Here is a 25,161-nt window from a genome sequence, read left to right as displayed (position 1 = left end):
CTAACAACAGGGACAGCCGGATTTCCCAGACTGTCCCCAAGAAAAAGCTGACAGTAGCACCAGTGGCGGTGCTGATCTGCCAGCCCTTAACGCAGTACCTCACAGATACCAGCGTTTGTTTCAATAAATGTCCCCTCTATATCGAGGTCACGCCCGTAGGCTTCGTAGTCGATATAGTTCTGTAAGTGGGACGGGATTTCTCCGAGTGCCTGTTCTTCATCAATCAGATAGTAGGCTAAATCGGTCATCGTTTCACAGCCGGAATACAGAATGATGTCGTCCTTATGTTCCACCAGTTCTTCCAGACTTCCATAGCAGGATATAAAACTGTCCAAGTCGTCCAGCAGGTAATCCGGTAATTCTTCCAACTGTTCATAGATACGGTTCAGTTCTTCGATGGAAATGTATTCGCTAATCTCCATCGGGAAGTTGTCCGTATCATGGATTGCGTATTCTTCGTACTCTGCATTTAAGCCGATACGTTCTGCAATCACTTCTTCGTCCAATGGAAAAGAGAACCAGTCCCCGACCAGTTCTCCCTCATTGTACTTGCCAAGATTGGCTATATAGACTTGCATATCATCAATCATAAACGGTCACTTCCTTTCACTCATTGTATTCATAAAATCTGCCATGCACACACAGGAAATGTTCTGATGTTTCTTCCATAGCCGAACAGTTCCGATGGTATGTAATACTGCCAAGTCCGGCTTCCAGCTCTTGCAGATTTGAAAACCATTCTCTTTGAATTGCAGGTATATCTTCGGGTGGAATTTCACTCTCCGAAATTGCAAGGCAGATATTGTTTAACAGGTCAAGGTCTGTATCTTGCAGGATTTCAAAAGGAAAATCATAATCACTGATAAGATAACGGTCACTGTCCGGCGGTAATCCAATGGTTTGTTTTAATGCTTCTATGTTGCAGGGAAGTTTAAACCATGCACAGCCTGTATCTTTTTCCTGTTCCTCAAGATTGATAACAAATACTTTCATTTCTGCCATAAGCAATACCATCTGTCAAAGTTTAAACATACCATTGTTGCAGACTGCATAACGTCCTTTTTCGTCCAGTTCATGGGCGTAGGCTTCCAGATTAAAATATTTCTTTCCTTTTTCGGAAAGAGCAGAAAATTCAATGTTATGCTCCAAGCGGTAACGGGCAACGTCCATGATGTTGTGGCACTCTGGATAAAACAGAAATTCTTCTGATTTCTGCAATAAATCCTCTACACCGCCACAATAGGAAATCAACTCTTTATAAGCCTGCTGAACCTCTGGCGATAAATCCGTGTAAGCAAAGTACAGCTTGTTTAACCGTCTGACAGAAGTTGACCTTACAATGTCGCCAGCAAAGGGGAGCTTCATATCAATGATTTGATAGTCTTTACTGTCAGCTTCCACACCGAGCAGGTCATGGAACAGCTCATAATCAATGGGGAGATTGAACCAGCGAGAGGTTTTATCCTCTGCTGGCAAGGTACTTTCTATCAATACGCTACATTCTTCCATAGGCTTACGCTCCAATAATCTTATTGAATAGCTGTAACAATACGTCTTTTACGCCGGACGCATTGAATACAAGACCAACTGCTACTAAGGCAACTACCAAGAATCCGATGAGTTTGGAAAACTCACGTTTGAATCCCAAGTAGATACCGATAACCACAATCGCCATAAGCACAAGGCTCTGTGCATTGCTTAAAAACCAGTTATAAAGGTTCTGTCCAAAATTCATGCTTTCTTTTCTCCTTTCAGTTCCATCATTTTTCGGTCAGACTGTCTGCCAGCCTGTAAAATACACATGGCAACCACGCCAACTGTTCCCCCTAAAGAGAAGAACAGGAAGTCAAATAATAATCGTTGCATTTTTCAATTCTCCTTTTCCAAAATTACATCTTCGGTAGATGTGGTCTGTTGTTCGATTATCTTGTAGTGCTTTTCCGTCAGTTTTGTGGATTTACGGATTTCTTTCAGATAATCAACGCCTGTTTTTGCTGTGATTGTTTCCAGCATTTTGAGTGTCGGGTCAACCTGCCGTTGAATCCAGCGTAGGGTTCTGTCCAGTGTGTAAGGTTCGGGTTTGGTCGTGAGCTTTAACGGCTCTCTGTTTTCCCCGATGAACCACGCCCAGCGGACAGATAATTTCCAGTCGCTCCGTTTCTTGTCTGCTACCTTATCCACAAAGCGTACATAACGGTTGATAATAGAAAATGCCGTCCGTTCAGCGTCATAGTAAGTCAGCAGGTCACGGACAGCATAATAAGCACGTTCATTTTTCAACCGTATTTCAAATCTGTTTTTTATCGGTGCTTCCTCAATGGGAATCCCCAGTTTGATGTACTGCTCATAGCTTTTTTCATAGACACAGAAGTACACCTCACTTTTCAATGAGCCGATATAAAGCGTATAACCCATACCAGCCTTGTCCTGTTCCTCATGCTTGACCAGTTCGCCGGAAGCATAGGACTTAAAGGAACGGAACACCGATACACATTCCTCATTCCGGCATTTTTCGGTCAGTTCTGGAATATCCAACATTCCTGTATGGTCATTGATGGCAAGGTCAAGGCGTTTCATCACACCGCCGTCCACCAGAGCGTCCATAAGGAAATCATACCAGCTCCGTTCCTGTGCCAGCAGATAACTTTCAAACTGGCGACAGCCTTTTCCTTTCAATTCCAGCAGGACACCTTTTTCTTCATCGGGAGAAGTATATACGAAAATATCTCCGATGTAGTAGTGTTCCGTGTAGCTGTAATGCCCGAAGTCCTCATGTATCATGTACTGGATATTGAGCTGTAAGATGTCCTTAATGATGTGTCCAATATCCAGTGTCGGAAACCGTATCCTCACATAATCAAACAGCATGGTAAGTGGTGCTTCTGGATTGAATTTTTCCAGAGCTTCCAAAAGTTTCACTTTCATTTCTTCTGTGACCGCCACCTTGCCGGATTCGATACGGCTTAAATGTTCACGGCTGATTCCAGCCATGACCGCAAGTTTCGTCTGGGATACACTGTATTGCAAACGTCTGTCTGCAAAATCCTGTATCCACTCTGTATCATTCAGTGCGATACCCCCTTTACGAAAAAACTGTGACATTTTTTATCCGATGTCACAGCAATAAAAAAAGCTACCAAACGCTTGATTTTAGCCAAGAATCGGTAACTTTTGTGTATGTTTCCTTGTGATTTGTGCCCCTCTGTTAGATACCGAGGGGCTGTTGTCTGCTGGCGTGGCTACCGCCACACCAGCAAGGCTAGTCCGTACCTGTGGCTTTCGCTCCGCACGCCACCTGTCCGTCCTGCCTTATGTGTGTAAGTTCCCCAATCGTACCTAAGAAATCATATCCTTTGGGTACAAGGGGAGTGTAAAATTCTGATATGACGCTTGTTCCCACATCACAGTATCCACGCCCTTTGATTCGCTTCTGGAAAAACTGCTTTTTCACATCACTTCCAAAGAGCATACCGTAGCCGAGTTCACTCATGCGACCAAGCCCCACCCGAAAGTTGAAGTTATCTCTGATACCGTCCGAGAAATACTTTGCGTCTGGACGCTGGCAAGCTACAATCAGAAAGTATCCAGCCTGTCTGCCGAGCATGACGATTTTCTTTAGCTGGCTTAACAGGGCGGTGCTTTCTTTTGTTGTGAGCATTTCCAAGAACGCCACATATTCATCAAAGATAAGGAATTGTGGAGCAAGCCCCAGATAGGCATAGTTTTCCCCTGTGCGGTAGTTCGGGTGCAGTTTCATTTCTTCCGAGCGTGTGACCATGCCCTCATAAAAGGCATTGACACAGTCAATCATATCGTCTTTCGTGTGATAGACATTTCCCATGACCGTTCCCAAGTCTGCAAGGTCAGCGTTCTTCGGGTCAAGAATATATAAATCCGCATTGGTTCTAAGCAGGGCTTCAATGATGGTCAGCAGAAAATAGGTTTTTCCACCACCAGTACCACCGCAGATAAGGGCATGGGGAAGTGAATCGTATTCCCACACCAGATTTTTCATTAACCGCAGACCGCCGTTTTCGGCAATCACTTCATCAATCGAAATACGGTTCGCTATCATATCATAGAGCAGGGTGTATTCGATGTATCCGTCATGCAGTGTCTTGTCGGTCAGCTCACAGTACAGCCCCGATTCCAGTTTATCCTCTAAGGACAGGAGCTGTTCTTGATATTTTCCCATTGTGATTTCACACAGAATATATAACAAACCATTGTCCATCTGATAATAGATTTTGGGAAACCACACGATTTTTTCCCTTGATCTGCTTTGCAGGTCAGTAAAAAACCGCTGTCTTGTACGGTATCGGCTTCATACCACTTATTTTCCAGTACCATTCGTGCCAGCTTTTGACGGTGCAGGAGCTTCTTGAAACTGTCGTAACAGAAGCGGTAATACAGAAAAGCGACCAATGCACAAACACCAGTCGCTATCAGTATGGTTATGAAGTTGTAAGGGGAAAGCGTCAAGCCATTCTCAAACAAGCTGAAATGCTCCCAATCGGTACGCATGAGCTGTTTGATATTCAGTAGCAAAAGAACCGCTACAAATACAAACAGAAGCGTTCCTATGGAAAAGTGATAGACAAGGTGCTTGTCGCTGGCTCTGATACGGTGTCCTTTATTCCAAATCTTACGCATAAATCAATCACTCCTTTCTGGGTGTGAAAAAGCAGTCAATCCTAAGGCTAACTGCTTAAATACACATACATATTAAATTGATAAATTGTTTTTAGTTTTACTAATACCTTTGCAATAGGTAATCAATAACTTCCATGCACCTCGTCCTAATAAGAACAAGATTATCCCCGTGATTAGTGATAAGATAAATACTGGGATAGGGCTTAAAGCTGTATTTCCAAATTGAAAACCAATATAATCTACATAAGGAATATTCAAATGTAATAAATAATCTACTAATTTTATAATCCCTAATACAGCAGAAGCAACACCACACAGAATAAAAGTAGGTGCAACAATAACTAAAACTGGTATTACAAACAATCCAGAAAAACCTACTAAGCTATAAAAAGCACAAACTGTTAAAAATCTGTTCCAGCTAAAACCGTTTTCCTTTGCAAGTAAATCTCCAAGATAGGCTTTTGCAAGGTCTTTTGGCTTTCCTAATCTAGTTAAAATTTGTTCTGTTGAGAGGTTTTCGCTTTCCATTTCTAAAATAGAGCCTTTTATTTCCTTTACAATATCAACACGTTCAGAAGTTGGAAGTGGTTTCAAACATTTATCAATAGTATCTAAGTATTTTTCAAACGTAGTATTCATAATTTTATTCTCCTTTCAAATCAGACATAGCATTTAATAAATTTTCCCATTCAGTATTCATAGCGTCCAGATAATTTTTTCCGTCTGGTGTTAATGAATAATACTTACGAGGTGGCAAGCCCTCTGTGGACTCTTGCCAAGTTGATTGCAAGTAGTTTTCCTTTTGTAATCTTCTTAACAATGGATATACTGTACTTTCCGTAGAAGTAATTATAGGATATTTGCTCAATTCTTGTAAAATCTCATACCCATAATATACTTTTTTATCCAGCATTAGCAAAATACAATATTCCAATGTACCTCGCACTATTTGAGATTTCCATTTGTCTAAGTTCATGTTGTTCACCTCACTGTTTTCTTGATAGATATATCGTACTACACAGTACTATGAATGTCAACAGTATATTTTAATTGAACAACACTTTTTTTTGAAAGGTATATCAATTACTATTTTTTCGGTTGTCCCTGCGTGTTATTATTCTGTGGATTGCCTGCGTTCTGGTTGCCTTTGTTCTTCAAGACAATATCATCAGCCTTTACATACCAGTCCACATCTGCACCACGATAATTTGCATTGGCTACCGTGTCTGCAACAGGATTGACAAGTTCCACTTCGGCGTTGTAATCATAATCTTTTAACGGAACAGTCGCCGGAACGGATACCTGTATCATGCGTCCCTGTGTGTTGCATTTTAAATCGTAAGTACGTTCCTTGATTTCCTCACTGACCGTCCCATCTTCATTCTGTACATGAACCTCACGGCGCAATGCGGAGAACTTCAACACTCCAAAAGTCTTTTCTTTATCAATGACGATTCCATTTGCTAATCTCATAATCTGAATACCCCCTTATTTACTTTCTGCTGGTAACATATCGTCTGCAAGCAGGATATAATTGACAAATCCACGTTCCCCGATTTTATAACCATCGGTAGTGATTCGTGGGTTGATAAGTTTTACTTTCTGCTCCGGCGAGAAATGTTTTTCGCCAGCTTTGGCAGGAAGCACCACGACCACATCATCGGCTCTCTGCACATCGGAATACAGGTTGTAGCTTCTGTTAATGACAGCCATACGCCCATTGATTCTCTGCTGTTCCGTAGTGTTTTCTCCGGCAAACTCCAAGTTTCCGAATGTCTTTTCCATGTTTGGTACGACAGATCTTAATTCCATAAATAATTGACCTCTTTTCTTTCTGTTTTAGTTTCTTTCCTGCTGTACGTTGTGGGGAGCTACACTCCCCACGCCCCTAGTGGACTTCACGCTCCCGTAAACCAAGTGCTTCACGGGAGCGTGAAGTTGCAAAAAGGGTGGCGACCTTGAACGTTCCACCAACCGCTACGTTACTGCCTTACGATTTTTTTCTACGGCGTTTGAAGTAAAGCATACCGCCAAGCCCTACGCAGGAAAGACCGAGCATGGCAAGATAAGCATAGATATTGGTATTGTCGCCTGTTTTTGGGCTGTCACTTGTCTTAACCGTAGATGGTGTATCCGGCGTGTCGGTATCCTTTGGTGTGTCTGGGACTTCCGGCACTTCCTTGATTGTCACGGTCTGTCCATCGTCTGTGATGTCCTTATGTTCCGTCACTTTCTTTGGTTCGTCTGGATTGGTCATATCGTATAATTCCTCAAAGGTAACAAGGTTTTTACCACCAAGTGAAGAACCATCAAAGGTAAACGCAATCTCAACCGTCATTTTTTCACTGTCGGCTGTGAACTCATAATCATTGGATACTTTCTTTCCATCAATCAGAAGTTCTGCATTTTCCTCTTTTAACATCTGCCAGCCGGAAAGTTTGTATTTTGTTCCAACTTCCAGACCATCTAATGTGACTTTATCCACAATCGTTACATCTTTTCCGGCTTCGATTTCTTTCTTGCCGTTCTTGTCCGTAGCAGTCGTATGGATTTTGATGATACGTTCCGTGATAAGAACCGTCTGTCCATCATCGTTGATGTCTTTATGTTCGGCAACCTTGACAGGCTCTTTCGGATTGCTCATATCGTACAATTCCTCAAATGTAACAAGGTTCTTACCGCCAAGAGCTGAACCATCAAAACTGTAAGTAATCTCAACTGTCATTTTTTCGCTGTCAGCAGTGAATGTGTAATCATTGTCTACACGTTTCCCGTCAATCAGAAGTTCGGCGTTTTCTTCCTTTAACATCTGCCAGCCGGAAAGTTTATATTTTGTTCCAACTTCCAAGCCATCAAGTGTGACTTTGTCCACGATCTTGATGTCTTTTCCGGCAACAATCATTTTTTCGCCTGTTTTCTTGTCGGTAGCTGTGGTATGGATTGTGATTTCTTTTTCGTATTCATCGGTCAGTGTCCCTAAATCTACGGTCACTTTATTTCTGGATACGACTACCTCAAAAGCTGGAATCAGCTTAAATCCGGCGTTGGAATCACACTTTAATTCCTCAATCACATAGGTATCATAGAGTAATGCACCTTTGCTGTCGTCTGGTTCAGATGTCCCAAACCATACACCGTCCTCACTGGATTTTCCGGCATTGGTATTGACCTTATGGGAAGCCCAGCTTGAAGCAGTGGAGAACTGACCGTTGTTGTCAGTAACTACAATATGGGATTCTCCCGTTGTCTTGCTTGTAATTCTGAATGGAACACCTGCAAGACGTTTGTGTGTACCTGCACCAATTTTTACACCCTCAATATCGCCACGTTTAATCTGGTTGTAGATAGAGTGAGATTTATCGGTCAAGTCCACGATTTTTCCATCTTCCGTGATAGAAAAGTCGATTGTTTTTGCACCGTCTGTCAAGTAGCCCTCTGGTGCTTTGCTTTCTTCTAATCTGTAATTTCCGTAAGGGAGCAGGTCAGCAGAAGTAGAAGCAATTCCGTCAATGCCTGTCTGAATCTTCTTTACCGTTTCATTCTTGCTGTATAATTTTCCCTCAACCAGTACAGGACTGTCATTTAAGGAAATGATGTTAAATTCTGTGTACTGTAAGGTCGCACTTCCCTGTGCTTTGGTATCCTTTGTTTCAAGGTCACGTTTCTGGATTTTCACACCGCCACGGATAACCTTATCGGATACGGAATACTGGTTGCTTCCAGAAAGTACGGCAAGTTCGCCATCTTCGGAAATCTGTGTAAGGTACGTCCCCTTAATCTGGTCAGAACTTCCGTCAGCCTGCATATATGCACCATCTAATAAGTAGCCGTTTGGTGCTTTTGTTTCTGTGACAGTGAATGTACCAAGTGGCAGTACATTCTTACCGTCCTGTGTATAGAAGCTGTCGCCGGATACTTTGTAGCTGTCGGCAAGTCTGGATACATAATGGATAGTTCCGTCACGGTCTTTTTCTGCAACGGTTTTAGTTGTCCATGTACGGGTAGCCTTTGCAGGAAGATTGTCTGCATTGTAGTATCCGTCATAATAGCTCCATGTAAACTCTGCACCCTCTAAAGAAGCAGTTCCCTGTGGAGTGGATTTTCCTGTTTCCATGTCGATTTTAAATAAATCAATCAAAGTTTCTGTGACTTTTGGAGTATCAGCAACAGTCAAAGTCGCTGTTTTTCCAACTTCCACATTTAAGGAATGAACAGTAGAATCCAACTTATAACCCTTTGGAGCAGAAAGCTCTTTGATATAAACTGTTCCGGCTTTTACCTCAACTTCTTTGGTATCGCCGTTTCCATCGGCAGTAAGTGTGGCAAGCTGGCTGTTACAGCTCTTATCAGAATAGACACCAAATGTCGCACCCTCAAAGGAATAGTTGGCGTTGCCATCTGTGACCGTGGGATTGGAAGAAGTCTTTTTAACCTTTGCATTTCCCACATTTAACTTCGCCCAAAACTGTCCGATGTCCTGTCCTTCGCCGGTATAAATGTAACCGCCACATTCATAGCGTCCTTTGTTTGCTTTCACAAATGCTTTCGCACCAGCATACACTTCATTCTGTACTGCCTGTGAGATTTCATTATAGGAAGCTCTGACGTTGTCGCACTGCCAGCCGAGTTGTTCACTCAATCTCTGCCAGACAACACACTGTTCCAACAGATAACCTTGTTTGTAATTCAAGTTCGTATGAGAAGTGGTATATTGCTTGACGTACTCTAAGGAAAGAGCAACGTCTGCAATCTGATCGCTACTCATACGGGTGCTTGCGTCAGAACGTGTTTTATATCCATTCTTGAAATTGGTGTTGATGTCCACGCAGTAGGCAGTTTCGCCCTCAACTTTCATGTGTCCCTCATTGAATGTAGATTTGATAGAACCATCATTCATAACGTGTTCAATGTAGCCGACACGTTCTGCTGATTCTGTCCAGTATTGATTGCCGGAAGCATGAACCGCCGTCACTGGTAATGCCGTGAGAATGGTTGCAAAAGCAAGCGTTCCTGTCAGTAATCGCTTTACTAGCTTATTCATATTTTCTCTTTCTCCTTTCGATTTTGGGTATGAAAAAAGACGCTCATTTATTGAACGCCTTTAACTAAATAGTCGATATTGAGATTTGGGATTAGGTACAAATCAGATAATTTTAATTGCACCTCATTGCATTAAAATTGCATTTTTTAATATTTTTATATGGTTTTATAGTTACTTATATTGCCTAAAAATGGCTTAAAATCAACGATTTTGCTTTATACTCCGTACTGTCTGTCTGGAGTTTGAATAATGAAAAAAATCTGAGAACCCGCATAAACAGGGCGTTTGAGGGGAGTCAAGGTTCTATTTAATAACAAAATGATAACACTGGCAACCATGCATTTATTCTTGCGTGAGCCGGAGGTTATCAGGTAAATATTATTTTTGACCAACATAAAAAGGTCTTACCGAATTGAGTGAAATCAGTTTGGTAAGGCCTTTTTTGCTGTTTTTTTATTTTTTCACGTTGGGATAGTTATACCGCCATTGGTCGTATTCTTCTTTCGTGATCTCACCGGATTCCAGTTTTGCAGATTGTTCCTGCCATTCGTGGAACATATCAAACATAGAAAGGTAGGTGGTACCCTTGGTTTTATCAAGCCGCAGGCAGAGTTCCCCATCAATCTCGCCGATATGCAGACCGTAGAGGTCTTCTAGTGTAAACAGCGTGTGCATGAGTCCTACATAGCTGTCAATATCCGGGACAGCCAGTGCATGGGGAGATACCTCGAAAATATCAGCCAGTGCATTGAGATATTTTTCTTTCGGGCTGCGTGCCCCTTTTTCGTACTGTGCAATACGGACATCTGCCTGCATATCGCTGAAGCCAAGCTGCTGTCCAAGATACTTCTGCGTGAACCCATGCAGAAGTCTGAAATGATGGATTCTTTCACCAATCGCCATAACTATCGCTCCTATCTGTTGTTGATAGAAAAAGTATAGCATAAAAGTATAGTGCCGACAAGGAGAACTGATACAAAAAAGTATAGAATTTTTATTTACGGATGCTTGACCAATACAAAAAAGTATAGTAACATATAACTAATACAGAAATGTATAGTAAAAACAAAGGAGGACTTATCAATGGAAAAAATGTTTATGAGAGTGGATGAAGTGATGGAGGCATTGGAAGTTTCCGAATCCTATGCGTACAAGCTGATTAAAAGGCTGAACAGGGAGCTGGAAGCGATGGGATGCCAGACCATCCCCGGTCGAGTTGACCGCAAGTATTTTTACCAGCAGTTCTATGGAACAAAATCATATGATGGGAGGGGCTAAGAATGGCAGTTTACAAGAATGAAAGCAATAATACATGGTATGTTATGACAAGGTATCAGGACTGGACAGGAGAGCGCAAGCAGAAATGCAAGCGTGGATTTAAAACGAAGCGGGAGGCAATGGAATGGGAGAATCAGTTCCAACTCCAGAAAAGAGCAAGTGTCAATATGACGATGTAAAGCCAGGTATGAAGAGAAGTACCTGGCTGACAAAAGAAACGATCATTTGGAGTAAGATTATTCCTTATTTAGGACAGAGAAAAGTGTCAGAGATTACTGCAAAAGATGTGATTGATTGGCAGAACACAATTCGGAAACTGAAAAATAAGGCAGGAAAACCGATTTCACCAACGTATTTGAAGACTATTCACGGTCAGCTGAGCGCTATTTTCAACCATGCAATGAAATTCTATGATCTGGCAGCTAATCCGGCGCAGAAAGCAGGAACAATGGGCGCAGAGGAAAGTAAGGAAATGGAATTCTGGACGAAAGAAGAGTATCTAAAATTTTCCGAGGCAATGATGGACAAACCGCTTTCCTATTATGCATTTGAACTGCTCTACTGGTGCGGAGTCCGTGAAGGCGAACTTCTCGCCCTTTCTCCTTCGGACTTCAATTTTGAGAAGAGAACCCTGCGGATCAATAAGTCTTATCAACGCCTGGAGGGGGAGGATGTGATCTCTACCCCAAAGACCAAGAACAGCAACCGGATTGTAAAGATGCCCCAGTTTTTATGTAACGAGATGCAGGACTTTTTCAAACAGTATTACAGCCTGCAACCGGATGACCGAATTTTCCCGGTCACGAAATATTATCTTTCCCACGAGATGGATCGTGGCTGTAAGGAAAGTGGGGTAAAAAGAATCCGTGTACATGATCTCCGTCACCCGTATGTCAAGCCCACGACAAAAAATAAATTAGCTGCCAAAGCAGAAATCCCAAACTACCAACATGAATTTGATAGCTTGAGATTCCTGCTTTTTTGCTTGGATGTACAAGTAGCACATGATAAGCAGAAACCATATTCTTCAAATGTTACATATGTATCTTAATGCGAAAAATCAAAAAACAAGTGATGTAGTGTTATTTCTTGATTATCAAGATCCCTCATATGTTGTGAGGAATATTGCGGTTCCACATAGCGTAACTCCCGAGACAAATTATTTACTGGCGCAATTTTTGCAATTTCAGAAATAAGTTCGGCTACAATTTCGGGAATCTTACCACTTAACACATACCCTATAATCGAGGATTCTGATGACTGTGAACCATACCGTCCCGAGGTATAGTTTTTAACTCCTGTTTCGACATATCTTTTGATTTTATCTTTCTTGTGATTGTATAGATTTTTGCATTCTGCACCAAAATAACTGTTTGAAGTATTCCAATCACGAAAGCAAAAATCAATCGTGGGCTTGTATCCACGCTCTTTCTTTAATGTGGAATCTTGATATTGATGTACCGGTCCAATGCTGTTTATTCGTAGGATAGTCGCTCTATTTTCAGCGGTCCATCGCAACGAAATTTTCCCATACCATTCTTGCGTAATATCATCTTCTTCAGTATTTTCAGTGATGGTAATGTTTGTATCAGCAATTATGTCGTGATAACCCTGCCATAGAATCAATAATATTTCGTTGACTCCAGAAGGTCCAAGACGCTTTGCTAAATCATCTGGAACCGCTGTTGATGCTGTTATATTTCTTATACTGCTCATTGTATCACCTCCACGCCCTAGAAATATCTTCGAATATCTCATCTGCATCCCTGCAAGCAGCGGAATAGGTCCAATATTTACGTTGAGACGGCTTAATGATAAATATCCTATTCGGCTGGTAAATTCGGAGATTTCGCCTAATGAATATCATTTTCTGGTTATCGACCACTGCACCGTCCAAGCTCATGAGGATTTCATTCAACCTATCATCGCTTTTTGCAAAATTTAGCCCCCTATCGTTTTGTTGTCCAATATTTAAAACAAGCACAGACAATGGAGCATCGCCAAAATATAGATCTCCAGTTAACCCTGTACTTGCTCCAAATGTATTCGTCAATACCTCACTAAGGGAATCATAATACAGTTTGTAAGCATTGGGGTTCGGCCGTTCAAAGGATACTGAACGCTGCTTGTTTTTGAAATAGTCATATACATAGTCAATTACATCGTCTATTTGATAACTCTCATATTCTCTTAGTCGATACATATGGCGTACAAATTGTTCGGCTTTTCCATTTTTCGTTGGTGAAATCACCAATTCATCAAATATTTCGCATGCTTCATTAATTTCTGCCTCGTTCGGGCTGGGGATAGGTGTTTGCCAGATATCTCCTGCTTCTAACTCATCTCTTTCTACAAGCCATTTCCTATTTGTAAGAATATGATAGTATGAGAAAACTTTCGAGCCAATTACCACACTCAAGTATTTAAGCTTATTTATATTACCATGTATTCCTAAAAGACTATGGTTAAACACAGCATCATAATCTAGCACCTCTGAAAGAAATGTTCCATTTTTATGACTCTGTTTAATTATCAAGTGTGGGGCTACAAAAATTTCTCTGGCGTTTTTAACAATGCACTCAAAATCATCGAAATCAACTCTCGGAAGTTCATCGGATGAAACATAGTATGGTTTAAAGGATTTGGCTTCCACCATTGGAAGATCTTTGAAGTCACAACATTGGTGTTTCCTGTTTCCTCTTTTGAACCCCTCGGCAGTTGTCATGTGATTTTCTTCAATAAATGATGCCATAGGTGCAAAAGTACTTTGCATTTTTCCTATTAATTCAAGATCTCTAGGTGCTCCCCACATTGCAATTTTCCATATCCTATCGTCATCAATGATGTCACGGGGTATTCTACATATATCGGTAGGATCAATAGAAAACTTCCTAATATCTTCAATTGTGTAAATTGGCTTTGGCGTACAATAAACTATAGGCTGATTGATATCTTCCTTTTTAGGAGTATAGATAATGGCAGCAGCAGGCCCACTAGCGTGATCAAATAAGAATTTTCTATACACTGATAGATTAATAATCGCTAGGACATTGTTATCGGAAAACAGGTTTGCCCTATATGCCCTGCTTTTATCTGATCTATTAAAAAGCAATCCTTTGCTAGGCATAAGGAGACAAATAATTCCGTTTTGCTTGCACAACTCTGAACACTTGATAGAAAATGCCTGTGCAATTTGCTTGTCACCTATGACGCGATTTGCTTTTTTCAAGTACTCTTTCGTTTTTCCAGTAATGTTACTCTGCCAGGGTGGATTACCAATAATGACATCATATCTTCTGTTATTAAAAGATTTATCCTCATCGAAAAAATCACTTGAAATCAAGTTGTTATCTAGTAGGCGCGGAAATGAGAGCTTATCCCAAATGCTTCGTGGATCGAGGAAATCACACATAGCTAAGCTAAGGCTAAACGAGGCAACTCGAATAGCTTCTTCATTAATATCTACACCGAAAATACTGTTTTTCAAGAGAAGATTCAGTTGATCACAGTTGATTGTATGAACATCATTTTGGGACATCCATCTGCAAACAAGTCTTCTATATGCCTCAACTAAGAAAACACCCGAACCGCATGATGGATCAAAAAAGGATGTATCTTTATATTCGCCTTCCCACGGATATACTTCATCCATGACCAAGTTGACAAGATGGAGAGGTGTATAATATGTTCCCTTTTCATCATCTTCTTCTGACAAATGAAAAAACAGCTCATAAATACTGCTGATTAACTGAATGGGGATAATGTCAAAACTGTAAAGTGGCCATAATGTGAGCTGTTTGCTCTCTAATTCGCTATCACCTAGAATAAATGTGCGTAGCTCATTCAAATCATCTTGAGTAATAATCTCTGCTTCAATTTCTGAGACTTGCAGTGTATCACCATTAAACTTCTCTTTAAGTGTTCTGAATAAGTTATAAGTTGCCTCTTTACTGTTTAGAACATCGGTATACTGTTTCGCTGACTTCATAAAATTGCAATAAAAATCTTGCGGAAATACTGTTTCTCCGTTTGAATCTTTTCGTTCTTCCAGATATTTAATAAAAATTGACCGATTGAGCAAGGCGTGAACTACGCCCGTGATCGTTTCTTTACTTGTATCACATCTTTTACTGATTTGATTGATCAGCGTTCTGCGCATTATTCTCAAATTTGACATTAATGTGGAATCAACTCGGCTTTGAACATCGAATCTAGTCATGCTTTGCCGCCAATATTCTCCGCTTTCAATTAATGAGCGATGATACTTCTTTAGTGCAAGTCGCTGTGAAGCCAATCCATTAGTCAAGTTTAATGTTTCAATTATCCCTGCGTTAGGATCAAGGTTTCCGTTCTCAACGACTCGTGGTGTTTCGTAGTTGTTATAAATCAAAATCTCATCTGGAGTCACCACAAATAGCAGCGGAGCCTCTCCAAGATTCCAAGAAAGGCGATGTAACTCTGCAACTTGTTTTGCATCATATTTTTGGATAGCAGAAAAATAAATAAGCGGAATTTTAGCAATCCCGTTCTCATCACGAAGAAAATATACAGCGTCAATTCCTATCTTTTCATGAACTTGTGTATAAAATAGTCTTTGAAAGGAGGTCATGCTCTGCAAACTGTCTTCTGTAGCTAAACCGGTACTGCTATTTATATCGAGACATTCAAATATTCCATTTAGCAATTCACCCATACTTCTGCCTCCACATTAATTTCTAATTTTTTTAATTAATCACATACTGCTCGTTTGATACTTGGTAATGTAAATATAAAATCAAGACAAGTATAGAGCAGCGTTTCCATATGGTGTAATTGTCCAGTGATAAGTTCGAGCTAAAGTTTTTGCTACAGCATCTGGATTTACTTCTACAAACTCATTGAGAGTGCTACAAAATTTCGGCTTTACAAAAATCCCTCTAAGAACGCGCTGCAATATTCCTGCCTGTACAAGACGGTTCAAACTTTGTCGCACAGTCGCCGAATCAGCAATATCAGCGAAATCGGAAGTGGCAAAGGTAGTTCCGTCTTCTGCAGCCAGAATTCGTTTACGTATTTGTTTCATATATCCACTATCCAAAGAACCACCTCCTGCAAGATGTCACGAATATTATACATAATTCGCGACATCTTTTCAACATCTCTATAACCGTTAAGGTGCTTATTTCATCAGATAATACGCAAATATGGCAATTCAGTAGAGGTAAGCGTAGTATCACTTAATATTATTTAGAATTCAATCGCCCATTTGACGGTAATGTTTTTGTTTGGATATATTATAATTTCATTAATACAGTCCATAATCTCGCTGAGAGTGATTTCTTTGTAACTCGCCTTTAATAATTTGCGGAACACCTGGTACTGTTTTTCATAAGCTGTTTTGCTTGTGATAATATCATTTCGAATTACTTTCTTTTCGTTCGCTGCATCTTGGACTACTCGAAATTCATCTTTGCTGATTTCTCCGTCAACAAACCTTTCGTAATGACGAACAGCATTTCTAAAAGCCTCTTGATATTGACTGTCGGATTGATCAATCTTGTTATTAAGACGCATCAGTTCTTGCTTATACTGCGAATCTGAAATGAAATGCTCCTTTACATACAATTTTAATTGATAGTAGATAGCACGCAAAACATCTTCCTCCCGTACATACATACCGGTACATTTGTCTACACCTAAACGGTTTTTGGTAATACAGGTGAAAAAATACCAATCAGCATGATTGGTTCCATGTTTACGCTGCATTTTTCCTCCGCAGCACCCACAAATGACTTTACCCTTTAAAATATTCTCCGTTGATTGCCCGTGCTTGGCGATATTAAATGCTTTTTCCTGGAATGATTTTTGAATGGCATCAAAAGTATTTGTATCTACCAGAGCTTCATGTGTTGCGGATACAACTCGCTTTTCTTTCCCTTGTACAAGCATACCGGTATAAGTTCGATTGGTCAGGATATATTTGACTGACCTACTATTCCAGTTTCCGTTACCGTTATCATAATTTCCGGATAAACCGTTTGCTCTAGCATATTGAATTGGTGTTGGAATTTCTTTTTCATTTAAGTAGCGAACTATGGCGGTTATGCCAATGCCATTAGCTGCTAACTCAAAAATTTTTCGGACAATAATAGCCGCTTTGGGGTCAGGTATAAGTTGGTCATGGTTGTCTTCTGCTTTTTGATAACCAAAAGGGGCTCTTGGTCCAATAAATATACCCTGCTGTGCTTTCATATCTAAAGTCGCCTCCATTTTCTTTTTAATTTCAATAGATACTTGTTCATTAAATGCGTTTGTTATTGGTACGCGGATTCTGGAACTGTAAGGACGTTCTTGGTTAGTAATACCATCAATCGTATCAAGCTGATCGTTTACAGATACAAATCGGACTCTGTTAATTGGAAAAATGACTTCAATATAGTAACCGGTGATAATGTAGTCTCTTCCCAAGCGAGAGAGATCCTTCACAATGACACAGTTGATTTTGCCCGCAAGGATGTCTTCGATCATTTCTTGAAACGCAGGACGGTCAAACCGTTTGCCGCTAAAACCATTATCAATATAATAATGAGATATAGGAATTTGGTGCTGTTCGCCCCAGCATTCGATGATAAATTTCTGGTTTTCTATAGAACTGCATTCTTCTTTATTTGCAACTGAAAGTCGAATATATCCTACTGCAACAGGAGCAGAAGATTTCAGTCCTTCTGTATATTGATGTTTCCTGCTTTTTCGTGTCATGAAAATACCCCTTTCAATAGAAAAGGCTACGGCAAAAACCGTAGCCACTGGCAATATCATACCATATGTCATTTTTTGCTTCCACGAGTGAATATCCATTTGTCGCTTCCACGAGCTTAGACACCCGTATGTCAAGCCCACGACAAAAAATTTATAACTTTTTTTGCAGTTTTTCGGGCAGCTTCATAGCTGCCCATAGCTGTTTCAAATGGGTGTTCACGGTTATACTTCCTTTTCGGATTCCTTAGTTTCTAAGAAATCCTGTGTTGCATATTCAATCTCAATCCGATCTCCTGGAAAGACGTAAACTTTATTGATAAGCCGGTCAATCAGAGCTTTTGTCAGCATGTTGGCGTTTCCGACTTTCTGCACAATTTCCTGTTGTTTCAGCTTAATCTCATAATCACTTTTTATCTGCTTTGTCTGTGCAGTGATGACAGCATGAACATTTTTGGCTTGTACCAGTTCCGTGTCATAAACCGCTTTTCGTGTCCGATAGGTTTCCAAATCAATCTCTCCGAGTGCATACTGCTCATAAAGATACCGCTTGCTATCTTGAATAGAACGGAGTTTTTCTTCATGTTCGGTCTGCTGGACTGTCTGCAAATCCAATTTATCCTTATTGCTATCAATTCCCAATGCCGGACACATTTGAGCCCGAATTGTTTCAAATACAACCTGCTCCAGATCTGCCATCTTTATGCGCACACCATGACAAGGAAGCGTTTCAGCCACCTCGGAATGACGGCAATAAAACCACGCACCATTTCGTAGAGACATTGCATGATCGCAGCATCCGCAGAATACCTTACCACGGAGCAGATAATCACGCGGCTTTTTATTTGACAGAGAGAAACGCTTAATTGAAGCATTGGCTCTCTCAAATAGATCCACACTTACAATAGCCGGATGATGGTTCGGGATTTTGAACCACTCACTTTCATCCTTTAACTGTGTATGTCGGCTGCCAATCTCTTTTACCTTTCTCTTGCCAATTACATAGGTACCGATATATCTTTGATCTTCTAAAATACGCAGAACCGTTGATGTACTCCAAACGCCGTTTGTTCGGGAAACATTGTAATAGGCCTTGCCTTTAAGTTTGCGATATTCCCCAGGGGTGGGGATATTCATGGCATACAATTTTCTTGTGATCTCGGCTGCGGTGTTGCCTTCAGACGCCCATTGAAATATCATCTGCACATTCGGGGCAACATCCTCGTCCGGTTCCATACGTCCGTCTGCACTCTTGCGATAGCCGTAAGGACAGATGACACTCTGATATTCCCCACGACGCATCTTTGCGTATTTTGCACTTTTGGTTTTCATGGACATATCCCGGCTATACCACTCGCTGATAAGATACTTGAAAGCAATATCAATCCCTCCGGTATCACCTTTGAAATTAGCTGTGTCAAAATCATCACTGACGGAAATAAAACGGGTGTGATAAAGAGGAAATACCCGCTCAATAAAATAGCCGGTTTCAATGCTGTTACGTCCAAATCGGGAAAGGTCTTTTACAATAATACAGTTGATTTTTCCGGCCTGAACCATTGTTAAAAGTTCCTGCACCGCCGGACGCTCAAAGTTTGTCCCCGTATGACCGTTGTCAATAAATTCCAAAATCTCGCTGTCATCCCATTCCGGCAGAGACATAGCTTTTTCACGAAGAATCAGTTTTTGATTTGGTATGCTCAAACTTTCAGTTTTGAAATCTTCCACAGAAAGACGGATATAAAGGGCAATCACATAGTTGCGCACGGTTCCACCGCCTTTCCCTGAAATTCATTTTTGAAACGGAAGGTCACATGAATATTCCGCTCGTGGTCTATCTCAATTCGTTCAATGAGCCGTTCGATCAGTTCTACAGTCAGTACGTGATCCTGTGCCAGTGTTTTTGCATCCTTTTCCATTGCACGGTATCTGGCAAGCTGGTTGTCCAGAGAGTCCATAGATTTTTCAAATACTTCAATCTCACCAGACAGAGCATTGATAGCATGTTCATAATCCGCTTTCAATTCAAAGTATTCGTCATTTGTCAAAATACCCTGCACAAAATTTTCATATAGGCCACGGATCAGCCGGCGTGTTTTTTCAATTTCCTGCCGTTTGGCCGACATCTGAATTTTCAGCTTATCTTTTTCCTGTTTTTGTCTTGTCTCCAACTGAAAGAGTGGCAGCGACATTCCCAGCGCAACTGTCAGCTCTTTTTCAAGAATAGCCGTAACAGTAGAAATCAGTTCTTTCTCTTGTATCATCGCACCTTTGCAGCTATCTTTTTCTACCCGGCTGTTTGTAAGGCAGTGGAACCAGTAAGTGTCGGGTCCTTTCCGGCGCTCGGCGCGTTGCCTGTGAAGGCTTCTGCCACAATCAGCACAGAACACTTTACCTTTGAAAATGTTTGGTGTGTAGGGACGTTTTGGAGTTGCTTTGCTTTCTTCACAGATCTGTTTTCTGTATTCCTGAACTGCATTAAACAACTCATGGCTGATGATCGGTTCATGGGTGCATTTTGCAATAATCAGATTATCTTCTCCAGCCTTGACCTGCTGATGATCTACAATCTTTGTTTTTCCTTGCACCAGATCGCCTGTATAAACTTCGCTTTCTAAGATTTTCATCACTGTGCGGGTCTGCCATTTGCCACTTCCGATCAGTCCCGGACTGGTAATCTCGCCAGTGGTCTTTTTATAATGGCTCGGTGCCGGAATTCCCATCTCATTTAGATTGCGGACAATCCGGTTCAGTGCCACATGCTCATGTGCCCATTCAAAAATCTGTTTTACCACAGGGGCAGTATTTTCATCAATCAGAAGTTTATGGCAATTATCCGGGTCTTTCCTGTAACCGTAAGGCGCCCGTGCACCAATATAGTCGCCATCTTTCATAGCCTGCCGCGCCTGTGCTTTGATTTTTCGTCCAATGTCCAGAGCATAGGCTTCATTGATCATATTTTTCAAAGGCAGCATGATACCACCATGAAGATTTCCGGAATCCGCTGTGTCAAACTGATCCGTAACAGCAATGAAGCGAACATTATGAGCATGGAAATACTGTTCGATATAATAACCTGTGTCAATAGAATTTCGCCCTAATCGGGAAAGATCCTTAACAATCACACAGTTAATGTGGCCTGCTTCAATATCAGATAGCATTTGCTGAAATCCAGGGCGGTGAAAATTTGTCCCTGTCGCTCCGTTGTCGATATAAGTATCATACACAACGAAGTCCGGTTTATCCGAAAGAAAGTCATTCAGTACCAGTTTTTGGTTTTCTACTGAGCAACCCCGCTTTTTGTTATCCTCCACAGAAAGACGGATATACAGAGCCACATGTACATACAAAGATGGTGCCGGCATAGGAGCTGCCGTCTGTTTTCTGCTTTTTCTTGCCATTTAGCTCACCATCCTTTCTTCATTTTTTGTAGCAATCTGTTCAGCCAAAGAGATTGCTTTCTGACATTCATCCTGGTAATTAAATTCAATATGCAGTTCATCTTTACCCATTACCCCTATGCTTCGGATAAGCTGCATGACTGCCCGGCGGTCAATATCCTCCATAGTAGAAAATTTCATAAAATGGTTGATCCAACGGTTTCGTTCGCTTCGGTTTTCCAATACATCTGTAAGTTTATCGTTCCATTCAGCGATTGCCTTTTGGAACAGTTCAATATCTGCATTGTATTTTCGCTTATAAGAGAGAAATTCTTCCTTTGTCAGAATTCCACTCACCAGATTTTCATAGAGTTTTGCCTTAAAGCCCTCGGTCTGTGCCACACGCTTTTCATTTACTCTGATCTGTGCGGCATATTCCTGCGCCAATTCCCGGTTGATCCGTTCCTGACTGATACTGGACAGCAGGGCATCCAGAGAAGCAACATTTTCAATATGTCCTTTCAAACTGTCCTGCACACATTCAATCAGATCCGACTCTTTCAGCATGACCGACGATGTGCAGCCATTCTTTTTGCCGGTCGGGCAGTAATAATAGTGATACTCTTTGTCTTTATAGCGGTTCGTCTTGCGGGTCATACGGCAGCCACAGCATCCGCAGATCAAAATACCGGAAAACAGGTAAACCTTATCCGATTTGGGAGAAGTCCTTGTGTCAATCCTGCGGAGCCGTTGCACCAGATCAAAATCGTGCTTTTGTATGATCGCTTCATGGGTTCCCTCCACACGAATCCATTCCGAAGAAGGTTTGTCCTCACGCTCTTTTAATTTGAAATGGGGCGTTGTCTGTTTGCCCTGGACCAGTGTTCCGGTGTAAGTTTCATCCTGCAAAATGCGGATGATTGTAGTTGCAGACCATTTGCAATCCTTTCGGTCTGTATAGCCACCTTTTGCATGAGGCATTCCGTGATTGCGCTTATACGCTAAAGGCGAAAGAATTCCTAATCGGTTCAGTTCATCCGCTATATGGGAAGCGCTGAATCCCTCCAGCCGTTTTCTGAAAATATCCCTCACAACATTAGCAGCATATTCGTCTACTTCCAAGCTCTTGTGTTTATCGCCGACTTTCACATAACCATAAATGGTAAAAGCACCTACAAAATCCCCGCTGCGCCGTTTTACTTCCAGGGCGCTCCGTGTCTTAACGGAAATATCCCGACAGTAAGCCTCATTCATAATGTTTTTGACAGAAACCGTGAGATCATCGGCAGCGTCATTTTCCGTGTCCACATTATCGTTAATTGCGATAAAACGCACTCCATAGGCTGGAAATACCCTGCGCATATAACGGCCTGTTTCTATGTACTCACGACCTAAGCGGGAGAGGTCTTTGACAATCACGCAGTTAGCTTCGCCTTGTTCGATCATCCGCATCATTTCCTGAAATGCCGGGCGATCAAACAAAACACCACTATAACCATCGTCAATTTTTTCTGCCACAACCTCAATTTCCGGGTGTCGGGCTATGTAGTCATCGATCAGGCGCCGCTGGTTAGCAACGCTGTCACTTTCTACTGTTTTATCATCCGTATAAGAAAGACGGATGTACTTAATCGCTTTGTAAACCTGCATAAAAAAACACTCCTTTCGTTGCACAGAAAAATCCCCGCAATTCAAGAAGTGTGGTTATGCCATATTCAATTCCTTTTCCGATTCTTATTCTACCATGCTTTTACGGAAAAGTCAGCCCCTTTCTTAAAATTGCACCTATCGCAAAATACCCTTGATACATTCTTCCAGGGTAGCACCTTCAGCAGAAAAGCTGGCCTGTACAGTAAAACGCCCACACTTAAAATGGTATGGATTTTTGATTTGCTGAACGAATTCTGCAATCCGTTCATCACGGGAAAGTTCTTTGTTGACAGAGACATCCCGAATGTCTACCAGTGTACCCACTTCACTGACAATGGTATTCAATTCCATAGTATCAACTCCCTTCTGAAAACTGTGTTATCAAAACCACATGAATAGGTCGGATCTATGGTTATTACACACATAAATCCGGCCCATTATATCTGATTTCGATTTTACTGCCGTATTTGCCACGCACCCCGGCAAGTCCTTCTGTTATAAGGACGGGGCTGTTACAGGCTGCGGATAGCGTCACCGCATCATAGTCCCGCATACGCCGCCGCTTTGCCAGAGCAAGCAAACGCCGCAGGAACTCTCCCCAAGTCTTTAGGAAGCTGTGAAGAAGTACCATTATGATCTGCGTCGTTATCGCGTCCGGCCTGCCACAGCCGGTTTCGTAGGTTGCGTTTATCGCTCGGACAGCCTGGATCCATCACCTCCTTAGGCCGCCTGTCACCGCGCCGCCCCATCTGCCGCTCGGAACACAGAATGAAGTACCTGTAACAGCGTATATTCGGTTGTCAAGGAACAAGCAAGGGGCATGGCAGACAAATTGATATTGCAGTTGGGGTGGGAGGATGTATATGCTTCCTTACCACACCCGTCCAGCTTGTCCCGCCGAATATGTCCCTCTACTATTCAGTACATTTTTAGGGGCAAAGTTGCCGTCTGTTATAAAATTTCTTTGAAATATTTTTCCAGACTACGCAATCCGGCTTCGATAGAACGGGTGATCCGGCTTTTGTGTGTTCCTTCCGCTTTGGCAATATCTGCTTTGCTCATGCCAAGAAAAAAGTGTGCATAGATTCGTTGGCGCTGCTTTACCGGAAGTTTGGAAAGACCTTTATAAATCAACTCCGTCATTTGGCGCTGTTCCCAAATTTCTGCCGGGTTAAGAGGCTTTTGCAATATCTCACGCTCAATACCTTCGTCTCGATCCAGAGAGTAAAATGCTTTATAGCGGTATGTACGAATCCGATAGGCTTCTTCCAACAACATATATTCCCGAAGCAACAAAGCAACTTCATCCGGCACCTCAACGATCATGTCCTGTGTATAATACGGGTAATAATCCCGAAGATTGATTTTCTTCATAGTAATTTCCTCCAATTTCGATGTTTGAGTTGATGGCAAAAATCGAAATCAGAGGGTGGGCTGCGGCAGCGATAAGGTCTAAGTCTCTTTCTGATTAAAAAAAGGGTACAAAAAAGCGCGCCCGTACAAAGAACAGGCGCGCCAAAGCAGCAGTATGAAATTTTTCCGGGAGGTTGACAGCGAAAATGCTCAAACTTTGTCGAAACCAAAAACGCCGCAATCCATACGAGCTGGACTACGACGTATAGGTGACTGAATGTAAAGCAGTTTATCTGCAGATCTGTGTTGCATAGACGCATAGGCATTTCCTCCCATCAAGGAGGAACCTGAATCGGCTGCTTGATACCTCCTTGGGAGAAAATTATATCGGTTATGTTTCCTTTATCAGTCCGCAGATATTCGCTTTTTACTCTTTATATTCGCAATTTTCTACATATTCCGCTCTTAGAATATATGCTGCAAAAAGCAAGCCCACAAGGGGAAACAACACCTTGTGGGCTCATGTTATAGATGTTCAAATTTATAGCCGATCCCGGCGACACTCTCAATATAGTTTGGAAGATCCGGTTCAAAGCGCAACTTCTTACGCAGCTTACTTATATGATTATGAATCGCTTTTCTCGAATAGAAATCACAATCCTCTTTCCAAACCAAATCGGTAATCAGTTCGTAAGTAAAAACACGTTTGGGATTGGCAATGAGCAATGCCAGTATATCAAACTCCTTACTTGTCAGGTTGATCATCCGTTCCCTAACCCTGACAGTGCGGTGTTCCAGGCATAGATAAAGCTCGCCTTCCTGTATTTCTGTTAGAGGATTTTTCTTTGCTGCGAAGGAAGTGTGACAGGAATTGAATACCGTTCCATGACAGGCTCCTTGTTCCAAAATATATTGCATTAGAGCATTCTTTTGTTCCTCGTTAAGAAGCAGAAATAACTTTTCTCCAATCTGCTTGCCGGATTCTTCTATATCAAAAACAGCTAATGTCCCATCACATCATCACCTCCGTATTTTAATAAATTTATTGATTAGAGTTCAATTCTTGCTTTC

23 protein-coding genes and 2 pseudogenes are annotated in these 25,161 nt (G+C 41.6%); 2 read left to right on the top strand and 23 right to left on the bottom strand.

Features of this window, described 5'->3' with window-relative positions:
• Window positions 1–86 precede the first annotated feature (86 nt).
• The 13 genes and pseudogenes from PGQ38_RS04660 to PGQ38_RS04600 all read right to left on the bottom strand — a co-directional run bounded on the left by PGQ38_RS04660 (window position 87) and on the right by PGQ38_RS04600 (window position 10,597).
• Window positions 87–590, bottom strand: a complete 504-nt coding sequence (locus PGQ38_RS04660) for an antirestriction protein ArdA (RefSeq protein ID WP_270430902.1) — start codon at window positions 588–590, stop codon at window positions 87–89.
• 16 nt (window positions 591–606) lie between these two features.
• On the bottom strand, window positions 607–1,002 hold the full coding sequence (locus tag PGQ38_RS04655) for a hypothetical protein (RefSeq protein ID WP_270430901.1): 396 nt from the start codon (window positions 1,000–1,002) through the stop codon (window positions 607–609).
• A 15-nt stretch (window positions 1,003–1,017) separates the two neighbouring features.
• The gene (locus PGQ38_RS04650; RefSeq protein ID WP_270430899.1) at window positions 1,018–1,509 is read right to left on the bottom strand and encodes an antirestriction protein ArdA; all 492 of its coding nucleotides are present in this window, start codon (window positions 1,507–1,509) and stop codon (window positions 1,018–1,020) included.
• Window positions 1,510–1,513: 4 nt separating this feature from the next.
• Entirely contained in the window at window positions 1,514–1,735 is a 222-nt protein-coding gene (locus tag PGQ38_RS04645; protein WP_004844214.1) for a hypothetical protein, read from the bottom strand.
• The gene (locus PGQ38_RS04640; protein WP_081021271.1) at window positions 1,732–1,866 is read right to left on the bottom strand and encodes a DUF3789 domain-containing protein; all 135 of its coding nucleotides are present in this window, start codon (window positions 1,864–1,866) and stop codon (window positions 1,732–1,734) included. The genes PGQ38_RS04645 and PGQ38_RS04640 overlap by 4 nt, the downstream gene beginning before the upstream one ends.
• 3 nt (window positions 1,867–1,869) lie before the next feature.
• Window positions 1,870–3,102, bottom strand: a complete 1,233-nt coding sequence (gene mobT, locus PGQ38_RS04635) for a MobT family relaxase (protein ID WP_330674431.1) — start codon at window positions 3,100–3,102, stop codon at window positions 1,870–1,872.
• 157 nt (window positions 3,103–3,259) lie between these two features.
• Window positions 3,260–4,653: pseudogene (locus PGQ38_RS04630) on the bottom strand (FtsK/SpoIIIE domain-containing protein).
• 72 nt (window positions 4,654–4,725) lie between these two features.
• Window positions 4,726–5,292, bottom strand: a complete 567-nt coding sequence (locus tag PGQ38_RS04625; RefSeq protein WP_055056277.1) for an HAAS signaling domain-containing protein — start codon at window positions 5,290–5,292, stop codon at window positions 4,726–4,728.
• Window positions 5,293–5,296: 4 nt separating this feature from the next.
• Window positions 5,297–5,629 (bottom strand): PadR family transcriptional regulator, encoded by a 333-nt coding sequence (locus PGQ38_RS04620; RefSeq protein WP_007286208.1) that lies wholly within the window; start codon window positions 5,627–5,629, stop codon window positions 5,297–5,299.
• Window positions 5,630–5,739: 110 nt separating this feature from the next.
• A complete protein-coding gene (locus tag PGQ38_RS04615) occupies window positions 5,740–6,126 on the bottom strand; it encodes a YdcP family protein (protein WP_118573165.1) in 387 nt (128 codons plus the stop codon).
• Between the two features lie 15 nt (window positions 6,127–6,141).
• Complete coding sequence (locus tag PGQ38_RS04610) at window positions 6,142–6,465, bottom strand: YdcP family protein (protein WP_270430898.1); 324 nt, start codon at window positions 6,463–6,465, stop codon at window positions 6,142–6,144.
• 178 nt (window positions 6,466–6,643) lie between these two features.
• A complete protein-coding gene (locus tag PGQ38_RS04605) occupies window positions 6,644–9,694 on the bottom strand; it encodes a VaFE repeat-containing surface-anchored protein (protein ID WP_270430897.1) in 3,051 nt (1,016 codons plus the stop codon).
• A gap of 453 nt (window positions 9,695–10,147) precedes the next feature.
• Window positions 10,148–10,597: a helix-turn-helix domain-containing protein gene (locus PGQ38_RS04600; RefSeq protein ID WP_270430896.1), complete on the bottom strand. Its 450-nt coding sequence runs from the start codon at window positions 10,595–10,597 to the stop codon at window positions 10,148–10,150.
• 180 nt (window positions 10,598–10,777) lie between these two features.
• Here PGQ38_RS04600 and PGQ38_RS04595 point away from each other — a divergent pair, with 180 nt between their 5' ends.
• Complete coding sequence (locus PGQ38_RS04595) at window positions 10,778–10,972, top strand: nucleoside/nucleotide kinase family protein (protein ID WP_132094110.1); 195 nt, start codon at window positions 10,778–10,780, stop codon at window positions 10,970–10,972.
• Between the two features lie 2 nt (window positions 10,973–10,974).
• Window positions 10,975–12,023: pseudogene (locus PGQ38_RS04590) on the top strand (Arm DNA-binding domain-containing protein).
• Here PGQ38_RS04590 and PGQ38_RS04585 read toward each other — a convergent pair.
• From PGQ38_RS04585 to PGQ38_RS04540, 10 genes are all read right to left on the bottom strand, one after another.
• Window positions 12,020–12,688 carry a hypothetical protein gene (locus tag PGQ38_RS04585; RefSeq protein ID WP_270430895.1) on the bottom strand — a complete coding sequence of 223 codons (669 nt, stop codon included), beginning with the start codon at window positions 12,686–12,688 and terminating at the stop codon, window positions 12,020–12,022. The pseudogene PGQ38_RS04590 and the gene PGQ38_RS04585 sit on opposite strands and share 4 nt — an antisense overlap.
• A 4-nt stretch (window positions 12,689–12,692) precedes the next feature.
• A complete protein-coding gene (locus tag PGQ38_RS04580) occupies window positions 12,693–15,665 on the bottom strand; it encodes an HsdM family class I SAM-dependent methyltransferase (protein WP_270430894.1) in 2,973 nt (990 codons plus the stop codon).
• An 81-nt stretch (window positions 15,666–15,746) separates the two neighbouring features.
• Window positions 15,747–16,049: a DUF6088 family protein gene (locus PGQ38_RS04575; protein ID WP_270430893.1), complete on the bottom strand. Its 303-nt coding sequence runs from the start codon at window positions 16,047–16,049 to the stop codon at window positions 15,747–15,749.
• 149 nt (window positions 16,050–16,198) lie between these two features.
• The gene (locus tag PGQ38_RS04570) at window positions 16,199–17,782 is read right to left on the bottom strand and encodes a recombinase family protein (protein ID WP_270430892.1); all 1,584 of its coding nucleotides are present in this window, start codon (window positions 17,780–17,782) and stop codon (window positions 16,199–16,201) included.
• Between the two features lie 150 nt (window positions 17,783–17,932).
• The gene (locus tag PGQ38_RS04565) at window positions 17,933–19,474 is read right to left on the bottom strand and encodes a recombinase family protein (protein ID WP_118174148.1); all 1,542 of its coding nucleotides are present in this window, start codon (window positions 19,472–19,474) and stop codon (window positions 17,933–17,935) included.
• Complete coding sequence (locus tag PGQ38_RS04560) at window positions 19,459–21,108, bottom strand: recombinase family protein (protein ID WP_118174147.1); 1,650 nt, start codon at window positions 21,106–21,108, stop codon at window positions 19,459–19,461. The genes PGQ38_RS04565 and PGQ38_RS04560 overlap by 16 nt, the downstream gene beginning before the upstream one ends.
• A complete protein-coding gene (locus PGQ38_RS04555) occupies window positions 21,109–22,737 on the bottom strand; it encodes a recombinase family protein (protein ID WP_270430891.1) in 1,629 nt (542 codons plus the stop codon).
• A 135-nt stretch (window positions 22,738–22,872) separates the two neighbouring features.
• Window positions 22,873–23,088 (bottom strand): DUF6870 family protein, encoded by a 216-nt coding sequence (locus PGQ38_RS04550; protein WP_005361189.1) that lies wholly within the window; start codon window positions 23,086–23,088, stop codon window positions 22,873–22,875.
• A gap of 600 nt (window positions 23,089–23,688) precedes the next feature.
• Window positions 23,689–24,111 (bottom strand): hypothetical protein, encoded by a 423-nt coding sequence (locus tag PGQ38_RS04545; protein ID WP_015542925.1) that lies wholly within the window; start codon window positions 24,109–24,111, stop codon window positions 23,689–23,691.
• A 504-nt stretch (window positions 24,112–24,615) separates the two neighbouring features.
• Window positions 24,616–25,008 carry a winged helix-turn-helix domain-containing protein gene (locus PGQ38_RS04540; RefSeq protein ID WP_055201467.1) on the bottom strand — a complete coding sequence of 131 codons (393 nt, stop codon included), beginning with the start codon at window positions 25,006–25,008 and terminating at the stop codon, window positions 24,616–24,618.
• Window positions 25,009–25,161: the final 153 nt, after the last annotated feature.

It is taken from the genome of Blautia faecis (assembly GCF_027662325.1).
Classification (GTDB): domain Bacteria; phylum Bacillota; class Clostridia; order Lachnospirales; family Lachnospiraceae; genus Blautia_A; species Blautia_A faecis.
This window is presented reverse-complemented; position numbering and strand designations above follow the sequence as displayed.